Below are 14,928 nucleotides of genomic sequence, written 5' to 3' on the forward strand. Positions count from 1 at the left end.
CGAATGGGTTTATACTGGGGGCGCACACTTGCAGCGTGCATCAGCCCGCAAGAGGCGGGGCTCTCAAGCCAAAGGCAAGTGAAAATTGATCCGGTTCACCGATCAGTTTGGAGAACTCATCGCCTGACGCCCACGATGAGTTCATCCATGTTTGGGGCTCTGCTGACGCCCACGGATGAAGCCCACAGCCATTCAACACTGCCAGCCAGAGCCCCAAACTATCCAGCCTGCCAGTGAACACTGATGAACGCGCCGCGCAGAGTAACTCCGTCGCTCATATCTGTTTCGGCGGGTCCCTGCGGTAAATCGTTCGTGGTGGTCCGTCTCAGCGCTTGGCGTTGTGCTTGACCCTCGTGGGTTGAATGGCTACAATCCGGCTCGCCTGTAACGCGGAGTCACCGGCATGGGTAAGCAAAACCATTGCGGCAGCGAGGACGTGGACTCATGACGGGAAAAGTGTACGTCATTGGCCTGGATGGTGGAACGTTTGATTTGCTCAGGCCCTGGATCGAGGCTGGCACGCTCCCTGCATTGAACGCTCTGATGCGCGATGGTGTCAGCGGCGAGTTGACATCCGTGGTTCCACCGGTCACAGGTCCGGCCTGGACTTCGTTCATCACCGGCAAGAATCCGGGCAAGCACGGCGTCTATGAGTTCAAACTGATGGATCGCAGCACCTATCAGTATCACGTCATTGATCCGCAGTCACGACGTGGGCCAAGCATCTGGGACATCCTCGGCCAACATGGCGGACGCAGCGTCGTGCTGAATCTGCCGATCACGTATCCGCCAGAGAAAATCAACGGTGTTATGGTCAGTGGATTCATGACGCCGTCAGGACGGCGCGACTATGTTCATCCGCTGGAGATGCTCGATGAGCTTGAAAACGCCTTCGGCCCTTACGCCCTGTATCCGCCGTTGCCGGTGTTTGCCCTGACTGGAGCCGAAGCCGATGTTGAGCAATTCCTGAAAGGGCTGATTGAGCAGTTGGACTATCATTTTCAAGTGGCCGCCTATTTGGCTGAGAAGATTGATCCTCAGTTCCTGTTGCTGCACGTGCATGGCGCTGACTTGATCGGCCACTGGTTATGGCATCTGGTGGATGAAGCGAATCCCCGGTACGATCGGGCGCTGGCTGAGAAATACAGCGGGACCGTCTTGGCCTACTTTCGGCGCTTTGATGAACATGTTGGCCAATTGATCAAGCGCGCGGGACCGGAAGCCAATCTCTTCATCATCTCCGATCACGGCAGTGGATCGGTTCATACGGCCATTGATCTGAATAACTGGCTGCTGGAACAGGGCTACTTGAAGTTAAAAGAGACCGCCGCCACTAAGCTCAAATACCAGATGTGGAAGATGGGATTTTCCATTGAGGCTTTGTTAAACAGGAAATGGCTACTGGCCAGAGTGGGAAAGATGGCCAAAAAGATGTTGCAAGCGAGCAACGGCAGTCCGCTTGATCCGATGAGAAAAGGCGCAGGCCGCGTGGCGCGATTGCGCCTGACCTATCATGATGTAGATTGGTCGCGCACGAAAGCATTTTGCTATGCCAACATCTTTGGCCAGATGATCATCAATGTCAAAGGTCTCTGGTCGCAAGGTTGCGTCGCGCCCGGCCAAGAGTATTATGCCGTTCGTGATGAGATTGCCCGCAAGCTGGCCGACATGCGTGATCCTATGAGCGGGCAGTCCATCAGGGGACAGGTCTTTCTCAAAGAGGACGTCTACAAGGGCGCGTATATGGATGATGCGCCAGACATCACGTTTGTGCCGCTGCAACAGGGCTACTTGGCAGGCGGGTATCGCTTCATCTCCAACAGGGTGTGCTTCCCGGTGCCGTTGATGAGCGGGTTTCACCGAATGAATGGCATGCTGCTCGGCGCAGGACCGGCGCTGCGCGTCGGCGCCTCTGTCAGCGGCGCGCGGCTCATTGATCTGTGCCCGACGATGTTGTATCTGATGGGGCTGCCGATTCCCGATGATGTTGATGGCGAAGTCCTATCAGAAATCGTGGCCGAATCGTTCCTCAAACAGAACGCCGTGAGATTTGCCGACAGCGCCAAGACGGGCGCCGCTGCCAAGACACACTTAACGGCGGAAGAAGAAGCCGACATTATCAGCCGACTCCAAGGATTGGGCTACTTGTAATCCGGCCAGTTGTGCGCCAGAGATTGGAACCTTCCAGCAAGGTAATACCACGCGCGGGGGAACAACTACGGTTGTGGAGCCAACGAGTACGACGAGACCTGAACTGACTGAGCGGCAATGTGCAGTCTTCACACGACATTTGCGTATCACCTCAGCAATGTTCTGATGCCAGGCACCCTCTCGTCGCTTTTGAACCAGCCTCATCGCACTCCTCACAAAGGTTCGGCTCCTCTGCTTCTGCCCCGCTTATCACTTCTCGTGCTTCGGCCAGGACTTGTTGGATGAACATATTTCCCTCGCTGAGCATGTGTTCCAACTCCTCCCGCGTATAGGGAAACACGTCCACGCTCACCGGAAAGCTCGATGGGGTATACCGAGGGATTCTTTCCAGAAAAGGCACGATTGACTCGCGCAGCACCACCAGCAGGTCCACGTCACTGCCGGGGACACAGTCGCCTCGCACCAACGATCCGAAGACAAGCACTTTCTCGATCTCCGGATGCTGCTCTCGCAACTGGGTGACCAACACTCGAAGTTCTTCCCAGACCTGTCGGTTAGGGAAATATTCGATCTCGACAGAATCCGACGATCTCCTGAGCATATTCAATCGCCCGCCTCGCTTCCTGCTGAGTGTAATACTCAAAGGGCGCGCCACTGGGATAGGCGTTGGGATACCGCGGCGGAATATAATGTTTGTCCAGCTCTTTGGCTTTATCAATCAGCGCCTGATCCACGGGCACGTCTGATGGAAGCCGTGACAGCAGCAGAGCAACCGAATGGCCCCGGGGGCTGGCTCCGAGTTTCTGATACAGGGCCTTCACCGCCTTATCCGCCGCCTGCTGCGCGGCAAAGCACGCCCAGTTTAGGTCTGTATCCTCCAACGAATGTCGGGCATGCTCCAGGTCTTTCTCCGCCTGCCGCAACCAATCCTGATGCCGGCTCGCCATTGCGTCTCGAAGCATAGTCTATCCCATCACCCTAAGCAAGCGAGCAAGTTTCCCTCTGTTTGAACGATCACAAAGCCGAAGTTTGGATTGCCGTCCTTCCACTGTCGGTCTACGCTGCCGCGCCCAGGTTCGCGCAGGTTCGTAGGCTGAGGTTGGGTCAGGAAGATCACAACGAGTTCAATTGGTGAGGTTTGATAGTCGTACACGAGGTGTGCATTGGTTGAGCCTCGCCAGGCAGGTCGCGATGGCACATCTTAAGAAATGGGTTATGGCAACTCTCAAGAAATGGGTTGCCAATCGTGGAGAGAAAGACCTTGTCTGGCATGAGCGCCATGAACGTGGTCTTTCCCTCCGCAATTGGTACAATCCTGACGCCTAGAGCAATTTTTAATTACCTGTACCCTGGGAGCGCCCGCATCTTGCGGGCTCCGGCACGTTGGAGGCGTGCGCTCCTAGGGTAAACTGATTTGCAAACCGCTCTAGAGATCATCTGAATTGGCGGCATAATCGCCTCACCTGATATTTCACGTGACAAGGCTGAAAAAGCGCGGTGGATATGCTAGGCTTGCTCGGCCAACAGACATGCTGTCGGTCATCGTCGTCAATTTGAGCATCATATTGGCGTTCCGGCTCTGGTTTCTCTTCTTGAGCTGGTTCACGGTCAGAGCCTTTTCGCACACCGACCGGCTGCGTGGGGAGCCGGACTCGCCACACACCGTGACGGTGCTGATTCCTGCTCGCAATGAACAGGAGAACATCCGTGCCTGCCTTGAGGCAGTCTTGCAACAGGATTATCCCATCCTGGAGATCATCGTCATTGACGACGCTTCAACTGATCAAACCGGCGCTATTGTCGAGCAGATGCAGCAGCGCCACCAGCTCATTCAACTGGTGAAAAACAACGGACCGCTGCCAGGATGGTTGGGCAAAAACTATGCGCTCTATCGTGGCGCGCAGCAGGCTCGTGGAGACTACCTGCTATTTCTCGATGCTGACGTGCGCCTCTCGCCTGATTGTCTGCGCACGGCCATGCATTATGCGCTGAAGTATGATGCCGATATGCTGACGATCTTCCCCGTCGTCATCTGTGTCGGCTTCTGGGAAAAGGTCATCATGCCGATTTATGGTGAGATTTTCTTGTGGTCGCTCATTCCGTTGGTTCAGCCGTTCAAGCGATTGCGCGCGCATCATCCGAGCAAGCCGGTGGCATTCGGCGGATTTCTCTTATTCAAAAAGCAGACCTACGATTGCATCGGCGGCCATGAGCGAGTGAAAAGCTCAATTATCGAGGACGTAGAGTTGGCGCGGGTCGTCAAACGCAGTGGATACCGATTGAACACACTGTTGGGTGGGCCGCGCTTGCTCACAGCGCGGATGTACCAACATCTCGGTCACCTGTGGGAAGGTATCAGCAAGTCCATCAGCGGCCTGACAGTGTGGCAATTGTTATTAGGCATCTACGTATGTTTCAGCGTCTTTGTATTGCCATGGCTGGCGCTGCCGCTTGTGCTGTTTGATGGATTCCTCAGCGAATGGTCTACCATGAGCGTATGGGCGCTGGCGCTCAGCGCATTAACCTGCTTGGTTGCGCTCGTGAGTCGGTGGCACCTGGCCAAAGCCGCCAGCATGGATGGTTCGTATGCTTATTTGCAACCATTGGGTGGGCTTGTGTTGATGGCCATGTTCCTGGAGACGACATGGCGTGTGCTCTCCGGCAAAGGGGCGACGTGGAAAGGCCGGCGCGTTTCATTGGACGCGCCCAGCGGTTGACAACCTCGGAAGTGGCTTGTAGAGTAGGCTGCCGAAAGGAGGTGCCATAGCGTTCGATGACACGTTATAAGGTCGTCGCCGATGAACTCTCGTCCATTGCCCAGGCTGAAGAGAGTGTTCGTGTGGCGGCGTTTCATGAACTGCTTGGGGGGTATGATGATGAAAAATAGATTTGAGAGGCGATTCAACACGACCGCACAGGTGATCTGTTTCATCAGTGTGATGCTTGTTATGGTGGGGGCGGGAACGGCTTCGCAGAACACCAACATCTGCCTGCAAGTGCTCGGCAGCTATGATGCGGTCAACACGGCGCACAGTGTGACGGCTGGAGATTTCAACGAAGACGGTCACACGGATGTTGCTGTCGTGGCGCATCGCCCGAAGGTGCCCAGCCAAGGGTTGGTGGTGATGCTCGGCAATGGAACAGGCGCGTTCACGCCATTTCAAAGATTGCCGGTGGGCGATCACAATCATGGCGTGATTACTGCTGATCTGGATGGCGACGGCCATCTGGATATTGTCACCAATGCTGATCAAGCAACCAATCCTACAACGGTGACCAATGCTGAGCATGTGTTTTTCGGCGATGGCACGGGTCGGTTTCCGCGACATGACGTTTATAAGATTGACGTGAACTTTGGCCCGCTCGATGCGCAGGCGGCTGATGTGAACAAGGATGGGTTCCTCGATTTGATTTTGGCCGGCGCTGCGCAGTATTCACTCGGGGTGATGCTCAATGACGGCATGGGGAAATTTAGCGCGCCGACGTTTTGGGGCCAAGGCACGTTCAGTTCGAGGAGCTCGGCCATCGCTGATTTCAACCGGGATGGCCATCTGGATGTGGCTGTGACCAAAGAGTACCGTGGCCGGGTGGAGGTCTACTATGGTGACGGGCGTGGCCGATTTCCGACCAGCAAAACGTTCAGCACGGATGTCGGGCCGCGTACGGTGATCACGGCGGACCTGGATCGGGATGGCAACATGGATTTGGCCGTGACCAATCGTTTGTCCAGCACCGTGTCAATTTTGTTTGGCGATGGCAGAGGGAACTTCGCCCGCGCCATCAGTATCAAGGTGGGATTGGACCCGCGCACGATTCAAGCGGGCGATTTCAATCGAGATGGTCACCTTGATCTGGCTGCTGTCGGGAGCCTGTCGCAAACAGTTTCGTTCCTGTATGGGAACGGGCAACGAGTCTTTTCTACACCCCATGATATGCGGGTTGGCGACGCGCCCGTTCGCGGCCGGAAATTCCGACCGAACAAAGATTCGGAGCAGGCCGGCGATGGGCTGGTCGGGCTGGTTGCTTGTGATGTAGATGCTAATGGTGACATGGACCTGGTTGTCTCCAGTACTTACGATGGCAAGGTTTATACGCTGATGAATCATTGCCCATAGCGATTCACGCAATAGGCGAAGAAGCTAAAAGTGCAAAGCAGCTCCAGAAGCTGTGGTGCGTGGGAGAATAGTCATGAAAAAAATGGTGAGCATAGTGATACTGATGACGGCGTTTGTGTGGGCGTCAGTTGCCGCGCTGCAATCGGCGCCCAAAGTGTTGCTGATTGTGTGGGACGGTTCTGAATATTCGGTCGTTGAGCCGATGTTCCGAAATGGTCAGTTACCCAACCTGGGGCGGATCGCGCCGACTGTGCATCGGTTGCTGGCGGATAAAACGTGCGAGACGGGCCCGCAAGAGTGCGAGTGCATTACGACTGAGACTAAACCGCAGTTTGCCATCATGCTAACCGGCTTGTTGGCTGACGCCACCGGTGTGGTGACCAATCGTTGCTTCCGGACGATTCCTGCTGGCATGACCGTGCCAGAAAAACTGGAAGCGCGCGACGCAACCATTCGCACGGCTCACATCAGCGGCAAATCGGAGAATCCGGGCACCAAAGTGTTTCAAAATTTGTCCCGGACTGTGGATTATTACCTGGCTGAGCCGTTGGACTCGGAGCAAACGGCTGATCAGGCCATCGGCCGAATCACACAGTGGGCTGGCAACAGTTTCTTCATTATGCTCCATTTTCGTGAGCCTGACAGGACCGGTCACCTCAGAGGCGTCAACAGTATTGACTATCAGATGCGGTTGCTGGAAGTAGACCGCCAAACAGGGCGCATTTTGGATGCGCTCGCGGCTCGCGGGATTTTGAATCAGACAATCATCTATGTAATCTCTGATCATGGCTTCGGCGTGCCTGGCGGGCCGGTGGCGACCCGACCATTCCTGCACACCAACAGTCCCAATGCCATTTTTGCCTCGAATGATCCCGCTGGCGGCGAGGGCGTGCGCATGCGCGACATTGCTTCCCTGGTGTTGGCCCACTGGCAGTAGCGCGACGGTGATAGGATTTCGCATGACAGACAAGAGCGAGCCGCCGGCCGAGGAACATCCGTATACCCTCATCGCCGTGCAACTGGCGCTCATCATGCTCGCCGTGCCGACCGTGCGCTACGTGTTTCGTCACGGCTACATCACCCAGGCAGACATTGAGCATTTCATCGCTCAGTTTGGCTCATGGGCAGCGCCCGGTTTCGTCATGCTGCTGGCAGCCGGTTTGTTGGTGTTTGTGCCGCCGGCGATTTTGGTCGGCACCGGTTCGCTCATCTTTGGCAGCGAGCGGGGCGCAGTTTACTCACTGCTCGGTGTGAGCCTCGGTGTCTGCGCCGCCTTTTTGCTGGGGCGGCATCTGTTGGCCGATTTTGCTCGCCGGCGCAAACAGGGACGACTCAAACAGATCAATCAATGGCTCACGATGAACGGGACGGCATTCACGTTCGTCTCGCGGCTGATGTTTTTTGCCAATCCCACCTTCAACTATGCCTCCAGTTTAACGGCGATTCGATTTCGCGATTATGCTATCGGCAGCGTCTTGGGCGTTATTCCCGGCGTGTTGATCTTTTCTCATCTGTTTCGCGTCATCATCTTCACGCGGTCGCCCTTGGATATTTTGCGACATCCGGCCTTCCTTTCCATGTTGGGTTTGCGACTATGCGGCGTAGCGCTGTTCAAGGGGCTGACCATCTGGTATGGCCGCCGAAAGCTGAATGAAACCACTGCGAGCGAAGAGGTGTTGTTATGACGGATGTTGAAACGGCCGGTCAGCCGCCCACGATCACTGTGGTGATACCGGCGTATAACGAAGAGAAATATATCGGAGCGACGATTGAAAACGTCAAAGCCGCTATCCGCGAGTATCACCGCGTCTATCCTGACGAGGTAGAAATTTTGGTAGTCAACAATAACTCCACCGACCGCACTGAAGAAGTCGCGCGGGCGCATGGCGCGCGCGTCGTGTTTGAAGGCAAGAATCAGATTGCGGCGTCGCGCAATGCTGGTGGCCGCGCCGCGCGTGGCCGGATTGTCGCCTTTCTGGATGCGGATGATCACATCTCGCCGAACATGCTCATCCTGGTTCACCAAGCGATGATGTCAGGCGAGTATATCGGCGGCGGTGTCGCGCGCATCTACCGGGACAAGCCGATCAAGATGGCCGAGTGGTTAGAAAAAATCAACAACCTCGGACGGCGCATCACCGGCGTCAGCACTGGCTTGATTTACACAACCAAAGAGGCCTTCCAGCAAGTCGGCGGCTACGACGAACGCTACTATGCTGCCGAAGAAGGCCGCTTCATTCTGGATTTGAAAAAGCTCGGCAAACAGCAGGGTAAAAAATTCCGCAACATCACCGAAGGGTATGTGATCAAGTCAGCGCGTAAGTTCGAGAAGCTCACGCCTCTGGAACTGATCTGGACGGGATTGAAGTTTGTGCTCTTTCCCTGGAAGTTGAAGGATCGAAAGGAATGCTCGTTTTGGTACGATCAGGTGGACCAGAAAAAGTGAGAGCAGGAATTTACCGGCTGATTGTGAAGGCCGGCTGCGTGTCGGTCGCCTCAAGGTGAAAAAACCATGACAATGAGCACGGCAGGAGGGCATCCAACGGACGTGCTGGAATCGGCCAACGGCCAACAACCAGTAACAACGGGCAAGGTGTTGGTCATCTGTCTAGATGGCGCGACGTTGGACCTGTTGCAGCCGTGGATGGAAGCCGGACGATTGCCGACGCTCGCCCGATTCAAGCGCGACGGCGTCAGTGGCCCGTTGCAGTCGGTCATTCCGCCGATCACGGCGCCGGCCTGGGCTTCATTCATGACCGGCAAGAATCCGGGCAAGCATGGTGTCTATCACTTCATCAATCGCGGGCCGCAAAGCAGCCAACAGGCATTCGTCACTGCTGGCTCGCGCGCCGGCCAAACACTGTGGGACCTGCTCGGCCAACAAGGCAAGCGCGTGCTTGTGCTGAACGTACCCACGACCTATCCGCCAACGCCGGTCAATGGCGCGCTGATCGCCGATTTTCTGACGCCGCCGGGCCGACGCGATTTCACCTATCCGCCTTCGCTGTTAGAAGAGATTGAAGCTCGGTTTGGCAAATATCCGCTGCACCTGAAAACGCTGATGTTTTCTGCCAACCTGAGCGGGCCTAATACCGAGCGGTTGCTGCGTGAAGTGCGTCATGAACTGAAGTACAAATTCGATGTCGCTCACTACTTGCTTGATCGCTACGAGAGCGACTTTACCATTCTGCACATTCTAGGAACTGATCGCGTTCAGCACGAGCTTTGGAATTTGCTTGATCCACGCCACCCGCGATATGACCCAAAGCTCGCGACGCGCTACGGCGAAGCGATCCTCGATTATTTTGCTCAGGTTGATCAAGAGATTGCCCGATTGGAGGCGCGGTTCAACGACGACGCAACCACGTTCATTATTTCCGATCATGGGTTCGGGCCGGTTCATCGCGCGATTGATTTGAACGTCTGGTTGCTGGAAAAAGGCTATATTCAGATTAAGCCGGCTGCTGCCTCACGTTTCAAGCATTGGTTGTGGCGAATAGGCCTGACCAATGAAGTGGTTGTGCGAGTGCTGCTGAAGACGTTCTTCAAGTATGGTGCCGGTCTGGTTGAGCAGATGTCCGACGAAACGCTGTTCAAGTCGGTTCGCTTCTTCGCCCAGCGTGGGCAAAACAATCCGCTCTTCTCGCTTCAGGACGTGGATTGGACACGCACAAAAGCCTATGCGCTCGTTGGCATGGGTGCGATCAACATCAACCTGAAAGGTCGTGAGCCAACCGGCTCGGTTGAGCCGGCTGATTACCAATCGGTCAAACAGGAAATCGCCACCGAGTTGAAGCAGTTGTATGATACGGCGGCAGCGCGGCCAGTCCGGGGGCAAGTGTTTCTGCGTGAGGAAATCTACGATGGCCCGTATACCGAGCAAGCCCCGGACATCATGTACCTGCCCAATGAAGCCGGCTACGTGGCCGGCAGCATGATGGGATTCACGGCGAATCGGGCGATTATTGACGCGCCGGCCTGGCCTGGCCACCATCGCATGAACGGGCTGTTGTTGGCCAAAGGCAGATGCCTGAAGCAAGGAGAGTCGGTCAACGGGGCAGCCCTCATTGACGTGGCTCCGACCATCCTCTATTTGATGGGCTGCTCGATTCCCCGTGATATGGACGGGCGCGTGTTGGTAGAGATGATTGAAGAGAGCGTGGTGGCAGCGCGCGCGCCGGCCTATCAGGAACCTGCTCGTGTGACGGAGTCGGCTCCGCCACTGGCTTCGGACGAAGATCAGCAGGTGGTTGAACGGTTACGCGAGTTAGGCTATTTGTTGTGAGGAGGCTCAGTGAGGCGCTCTTTGGTTTCAATTCTGCTCGGCAGCTTGCTGGCGTGGGGCAGTCCGGCCAGTTGGGGGTCTCAGCCACCTGAAGCTTGCATGCCAGTCGAAGGCGAATTCCTATCGGTTGAGACAGCTCATAGTGTCGCCGCCGCCGACCTGAACGAAGATGGTCATCTAGATGTGGCTGTGGTGGCGCACTATCCGAGGAGGTACACTGAAGCTGGCGCGGTTTTTCTCGGCGATGGGCGTGGTCAGTTCAGGTTTCTCGCGCACCTGGCTATCGGCGATCACAATCACGGTGTGGTGCTAACCGATCTGAATCATGATGGTCATCTGGATTTGGTCACCTCTACGGCTGACGCGCAAGGGCGGGAGACTGTCTTCGACGTCGTTCACACCTTTCTGGGAGATGGCACAGGCCGGTTTCCCCAGCATGCAACGTGGCCGGCCAAGTACTTCCGCTTGGGTCCGCTCGACGTGCAGGTCGGCGATTTGAATCACGATGGTCATCCTGATCTGATCGCTGCCGGTTCAGGCACAGGCCATGTGGCCGTGTTGTTGGGCGACGGCACTGGCCAGTTCAGCCGCCGCAAATACTACGCCAACATCCCAACGCGCACGCGCTCGACGGCGCTGGCCGATTTCAATGGCGATGGCCATCTGGATGTCATCGCAGCCAATCGCTATGGTCGGTCGGTGAGCCTGTTTCTCGGTGATGGCACAGGACAGTTGAAATTTCAGAGGGATTTCGCTACAGGCTTTGGCCCACGCTCGGTTATTGCTGCCGATTTCAATCAGGATGGTCGCACTGATGTGGCCGTCACCTGCCGCGAACCTGATCAGGTAGCAGTGCTCTTGAACGTCGGCGCCGGGGGATTCGCTCAGGCAAAAACCTATGCGGTCGGCGATGACCCGCGCAGCATCGTGACGGCTGATTTCAATGGCGACGGATGGCTTGATCTGGCTGTCACCAACACCAAGTCGCAGACCGTCTCGCTCTGGTTCGGCGATGGCCGTGGCCAATTTTCTGGACGACAAGACATCCGGGTCGGCGACGGTCCAATTGGCGGCAATGATCCGCCCGGTGAAGGCGAAGGCAACGGATTGGTCGGACTAGCCGCCGCCGATGTCAATGAGGATGGCCGACCTGATTTGCTTGTCACCAGCAGCTTCGACGATCACGTGTATGTGTTGATCAATCGGTGCTCCCCATAGCCTTATGAACCAGAAAGTCATCCTCACTGGATTGGATGGCATACGCAAATCACAGCCTCCTGCGCAAAACGTCTCATGAACCAGAAAGTCATCATCATTGGATTGGACGGAGCGACCTTCGAGGTGCTGGAGCCATGGATGGCTGCTGGTCACTTGCCGCATTTGCAGGCCATGCGCGCCGCAGGCGTAAGCGGCCCACTGCGTTCGTGTGTGCCGCCGGTGACGGCGCCGGCCTGGACCTCGTTCATGACCGGCAAAAATCCAGGCAAACACGGCGTGTTCGATTTCGTCATTCAAGAACCAACGAGCTACCGATTTCATCCAGTCAATTCGCGGCATCGGCATAGCAAAGTCCTATGGGAACTCATTGGCGAACAGGGCGGTCACGTCGCTGTGCTGAACGTGCCGATGACGCATCCGCCATATCCGGTCAACGGCGTGTTGGTCAGCGACTTTCTGTTAGCCACTGGCAAGGGCGGTCAAAGTTACCCACCTGAATTGATTGACGAGCTGCAACGCCGGTTCGGCCCGTATCCGTCCGATGCTGTGTTGCCGTATTTCGTAGTCACTCAAGATGACGCTGACATCCGGCGGTTCATCGGGGAATATCGCGATGCATTGGAGTATAAATTTGGCGTGGTCGAACACCTGCTGGAGCAAACAGAGCCTGACTTTCTCATGCTCCACTTGTACGGCAACGATCAAATCTGTCACTGGCTATGGCACGTGATTGATCGCACGCATCCGGAACATCAGCCGGCACAAGCGGCGCGCGTCATGAATGATATTTTGGGATACTACTGCGCCTTTGACGCCCGTATTGGCCGGTTGCGTCAACGGCTGGATGAGCAGACATCGCTCTGGGTGATTTCTGATCACGGCTTCGGCCCTGTCTACAAGGCGATTGATTTGAATACGTGGTTGTATCAAGAAGGCTATTTGGCGTTGAAGCAAACGCCGATGACACGGCTGCGGCGCGCGTTGTGGCAGATGGGATTGACGCCTAATTCGTTCAGCTTTATTACCCGCCACTGGTTGGCGCGGCAACTGGGCAAACTGGCTCGCTACGTGGTCAAAGATTCATCCTATGGCGGTGTGGATCGTGTGATGCAAGGTCATCGTGCGGCCCAATGGTTGCTCTCGTTTGACGATATTGACTGGTCGCGCACCGTGGCATACTCGCCATTCGGCTTCGGGCAAATTCGCATCAACGTACAAGGAACGTGGGCGCACGGCTCGGTGCCGCCGGGTCCGGAATATGAGCGACTCAAACAGGAAATCGCCAGTAAACTGCGCGCCTACTGCGACCCAGAAACGGGCAAGCCGCTTGAAGCTGACGTGTTCACCAAAGATGAAATCTATCATGGTGAGTTTTTCGACGTCGCTCCCGATATTTTGTTTGTACCGGTCAACGGTCGGTATCGCCCTAAGAGTGCCGGCTTCACGTCCAATGCGGTGATTTCCCACTTCCTCGGCATGACCGGTATTCACAAGATGAATGGCATTCTGATCGCTGAAGGGACGCCGTTTCGTCACGGCACGATCATCGAAGACGCGAGCATTGTTGATGTGTTGCCCACGGTGCTCTACCTGCTCGGCGTGCCCATTCCCAATGACGTGGATGGAATGGTATTGCAGCCGATGTTCACAAGCGAATTCCTACAGCAGCATCCGATCCGATTGAGCCAACACGCTGCGACGGCGTTAACCGCCGCAGGCCACGCCGCCGACGCTCAAGACGAAGAGGAAGTGATTGAGCGGTTACGCAATCTCGGCTACCTGGATTAGCGTGGTAGAGTTGCTCGTTCATTGGTAGTCACAGGTAGTCACAACAGGCGGAGGTCGGCGCTCACACTGGCACGGCTTCATCATCGAGTCGCCAACATCCGCCGGAATTGGTGTCACAAGCTCACCACGGGACTCACAGGAAGGCATTCCATCATTATGCTGGAAGACTTGAATTCAGATCTTACGCCAGTGAGGTAAGTGAAGGTATGATCAGGGTTTTTATGCCAAAGTGTGAGGAAAATAGTGATAGAAACCCTGATGACCCGTTACATCATCGCCTTGATCTATCGCGATACGAGAGCCAATTGTGTGGAGGTAGCCGAATGCTTTGAGGGCCTCAGTCACGATCCGTTCAGTCGAATGCTGGGAGAAGTTCGCTGCTGGCCAACACGCCTGTGGCAGGACTTCGCTCGGCGACTGATCGGGGAAGGAGGCTACTTGCTGCTGGACGACACGGTCAGAAATGGGGGGCAAGCCATGTTTGGGGTTCATGGGGTCTCTTCTTCACGATTGGGCAAGGTGGTGCGAAGGATCAACCTGGTACTGCCCCTTCTGGAGCGATGGGCAGCGGCGGGTTTCCCATTGGGATGAAGGTTGGCGCAAAGGCGGATCGAGCAAAGTGGTGTTGGCGGCCAAGCTGCTGCGCTCTGGCGTGTCGGCTAAGTAACGTGACAAAAGTTCGTGGCGTTTTTGGAGTGCTGCAACGTGTCGCAGCTTTGGCCGGAAAGCGGTGACACGTCACCGCACGCCAAAACGTCCCGTCCCTCCAACCCGTCACCCTCAAATGTCCCGGAACTTTTGTCCACTTAGCAGTGACCTGTCCCTGAGCGTGCCCCACGTCAAAGCCCGCTATCGAATCAAACAACGGCTCCAGCAAACCATCAAGGTGCTCAAGGATCAACTACGCTGGGGCAAAAATCCGGCTCGCAGCCAACCACTGGCTCATCTTCATCTGTGCCTGATGGCCTTCTGCATGTTACAACAGCAAGCCGCCGACCAGCGCACTACGATTCATGGCCTCCGCTGCGCTTTATTCCGTCAAGCTATCCTGCTTCATTCACCGTTGCTACAACCATGTATGGATGCAGCGTAACTTCTGCTTAGCTTACAAAACCAAGGCACGTTGAGATCTTTCTGGCCGTTTCTTTGACCAGTCGCCCGAGTTCGGGGATGTTGTCGTAAGTAATTTGGCTGGTTGTGCCGGCGATGCTAATAGCAGCTATGACCTCGCCTTGATGATTGAAGACGGGCGCGCCAATGCATCTCACTCCCAGCTCATCCTCTTCATCATCGAGCGAGTAACCGCGAGCACGAACTTTTTGGAGGTCCTGGATGAGTTTATCTGGAGAGGTGATGGTCTTATGGTTGTGG

General features: G+C 55.8%; 14 protein-coding genes. 11 read left to right on the forward strand and 3 right to left on the reverse strand.

Going from position 1 to position 14,928, the window contains the following annotated elements:
* Nucleotides 1–444: 444 nt before the first annotated feature.
* Nucleotides 445–2,151: an alkaline phosphatase family protein gene (locus tag NZ823_00700; protein MCS6803645.1), complete on the forward strand. Its 1,707-nt coding sequence runs from the start codon at nt 445–447 to the stop codon at nt 2,149–2,151.
* Between the two features lie 151 nt (nt 2,152–2,302).
* Here NZ823_00700 and NZ823_00705 read toward each other — a convergent pair whose 3' ends face one another.
* Both NZ823_00705 and NZ823_00710 read right to left on the reverse strand, forming a co-directional pair.
* Nucleotides 2,303–2,752, reverse strand: coding sequence for a nucleotidyltransferase domain-containing protein (locus NZ823_00705; protein MCS6803646.1), 450 nt, complete (start codon nt 2,750–2,752; stop codon nt 2,303–2,305).
* Nucleotides 2,706–3,098, reverse strand: a complete 393-nt coding sequence (locus tag NZ823_00710) for a HEPN domain-containing protein (protein MCS6803647.1) — start codon at nt 3,096–3,098, stop codon at nt 2,706–2,708. Before NZ823_00710 ends, NZ823_00705 begins: the two co-directional genes overlap by 47 nt.
* 528 nt (nt 3,099–3,626) lie before the next feature.
* Between NZ823_00710 and NZ823_00715 the strand changes: the two genes are divergently transcribed.
* From NZ823_00715 to NZ823_00760, 10 genes are all read left to right on the forward strand, one after another.
* Nucleotides 3,627–4,868 carry a glycosyltransferase family 2 protein gene (locus NZ823_00715; protein MCS6803648.1) on the forward strand — a complete coding sequence of 414 codons (1,242 nt, stop codon included), beginning with the start codon at nt 3,627–3,629 and terminating at the stop codon, nt 4,866–4,868.
* 231 nt (nt 4,869–5,099) lie between these two features.
* Nucleotides 5,100–6,266: a VCBS repeat-containing protein gene (locus NZ823_00720; protein MCS6803649.1), complete on the forward strand. Its 1,167-nt coding sequence runs from the start codon at nt 5,100–5,102 to the stop codon at nt 6,264–6,266.
* A 73-nt stretch (nt 6,267–6,339) separates the two neighbouring features.
* Complete coding sequence (locus NZ823_00725) at nt 6,340–7,203, forward strand: alkaline phosphatase family protein (GenBank protein ID MCS6803650.1); 864 nt, start codon at nt 6,340–6,342, stop codon at nt 7,201–7,203.
* Nucleotides 7,204–7,225: 22 nt separating this feature from the next.
* Complete coding sequence (locus tag NZ823_00730; protein ID MCS6803651.1) at nt 7,226–7,951, forward strand: VTT domain-containing protein; 726 nt, start codon at nt 7,226–7,228, stop codon at nt 7,949–7,951.
* Nucleotides 7,948–8,712, forward strand: coding sequence for a glycosyltransferase (locus NZ823_00735; GenBank protein ID MCS6803652.1), 765 nt, complete (start codon nt 7,948–7,950; stop codon nt 8,710–8,712). Before NZ823_00730 ends, NZ823_00735 begins: the two co-directional genes overlap by 4 nt.
* 66 nt (nt 8,713–8,778) lie before the next feature.
* On the forward strand, nt 8,779–10,551 hold the full coding sequence (locus tag NZ823_00740; protein ID MCS6803653.1) for an alkaline phosphatase family protein: 1,773 nt from the start codon (nt 8,779–8,781) through the stop codon (nt 10,549–10,551).
* 21 nt (nt 10,552–10,572) lie between these two features.
* The gene (locus NZ823_00745) at nt 10,573–11,769 is read left to right on the forward strand and encodes a VCBS repeat-containing protein (protein MCS6803654.1); all 1,197 of its coding nucleotides are present in this window, start codon (nt 10,573–10,575) and stop codon (nt 11,767–11,769) included.
* A gap of 75 nt (nt 11,770–11,844) precedes the next feature.
* On the forward strand, nt 11,845–13,557 hold the full coding sequence (locus tag NZ823_00750; GenBank protein ID MCS6803655.1) for an alkaline phosphatase family protein: 1,713 nt from the start codon (nt 11,845–11,847) through the stop codon (nt 13,555–13,557).
* Between the two features lie 243 nt (nt 13,558–13,800).
* A complete protein-coding gene (locus NZ823_00755) occupies nt 13,801–14,148 on the forward strand; it encodes a hypothetical protein (protein ID MCS6803656.1) in 348 nt (115 codons plus the stop codon).
* A gap of 238 nt (nt 14,149–14,386) precedes the next feature.
* Complete coding sequence (locus NZ823_00760) at nt 14,387–14,650, forward strand: hypothetical protein (protein ID MCS6803657.1); 264 nt, start codon at nt 14,387–14,389, stop codon at nt 14,648–14,650.
* A gap of 7 nt (nt 14,651–14,657) precedes the next feature.
* On the opposite strand, the gene NZ823_00765 is transcribed toward NZ823_00760, so the two are convergent.
* A partial coding sequence (locus tag NZ823_00765) for an IclR family transcriptional regulator (protein MCS6803658.1) occupies nt 14,658–14,928 on the reverse strand: 271 nt, incomplete at its 5' end.

The sequence above is a fragment of the Blastocatellia bacterium genome (genome assembly GCA_025054955.1).
Classification (GTDB): Bacteria; Acidobacteriota; Blastocatellia; order HR10; family J050; genus JANWZE01.

What these genes read in the sequence shown, in the direction of transcription:
- NZ823_00740 (MCS6803653.1), top strand. Translation starts at nt 8,779, where the DNA reads ATGACAATGAGCACGGCAGGAGGGCATCCAACGGACGTGCTGGAATCG.
- NZ823_00735 (MCS6803652.1), top strand. Translation starts at nt 7,948, where the DNA reads ATGACGGATGTTGAAACGGCCGGTCAGCCGCCCACGATCACTGTGGTG.
- NZ823_00725 (MCS6803650.1), top strand. Translation starts at nt 6,340, where the DNA reads ATGAAAAAAATGGTGAGCATAGTGATACTGATGACGGCGTTTGTGTGG.
- NZ823_00750 (MCS6803655.1), top strand. Translation starts at nt 11,845, where the DNA reads ATGAACCAGAAAGTCATCATCATTGGATTGGACGGAGCGACCTTCGAG.
- NZ823_00730 (MCS6803651.1), top strand. Translation starts at nt 7,226, where the DNA reads ATGACAGACAAGAGCGAGCCGCCGGCCGAGGAACATCCGTATACCCTC.
- NZ823_00710 (MCS6803647.1), bottom strand. Translation starts at nt 3,098, where the DNA reads ATGGCGAGCCGGCATCAGGATTGGTTGCGGCAGGCGGAGAAAGACCTG.
- NZ823_00720 (MCS6803649.1), top strand. Translation starts at nt 5,100, where the DNA reads ATGGTGGGGGCGGGAACGGCTTCGCAGAACACCAACATCTGCCTGCAA.
- NZ823_00705 (MCS6803646.1), bottom strand. Translation starts at nt 2,752, where the DNA reads ATGCTCAGGAGATCGTCGGATTCTGTCGAGATCGAATATTTCCCTAAC.
- NZ823_00700 (MCS6803645.1), top strand. Translation starts at nt 445, where the DNA reads ATGACGGGAAAAGTGTACGTCATTGGCCTGGATGGTGGAACGTTTGAT.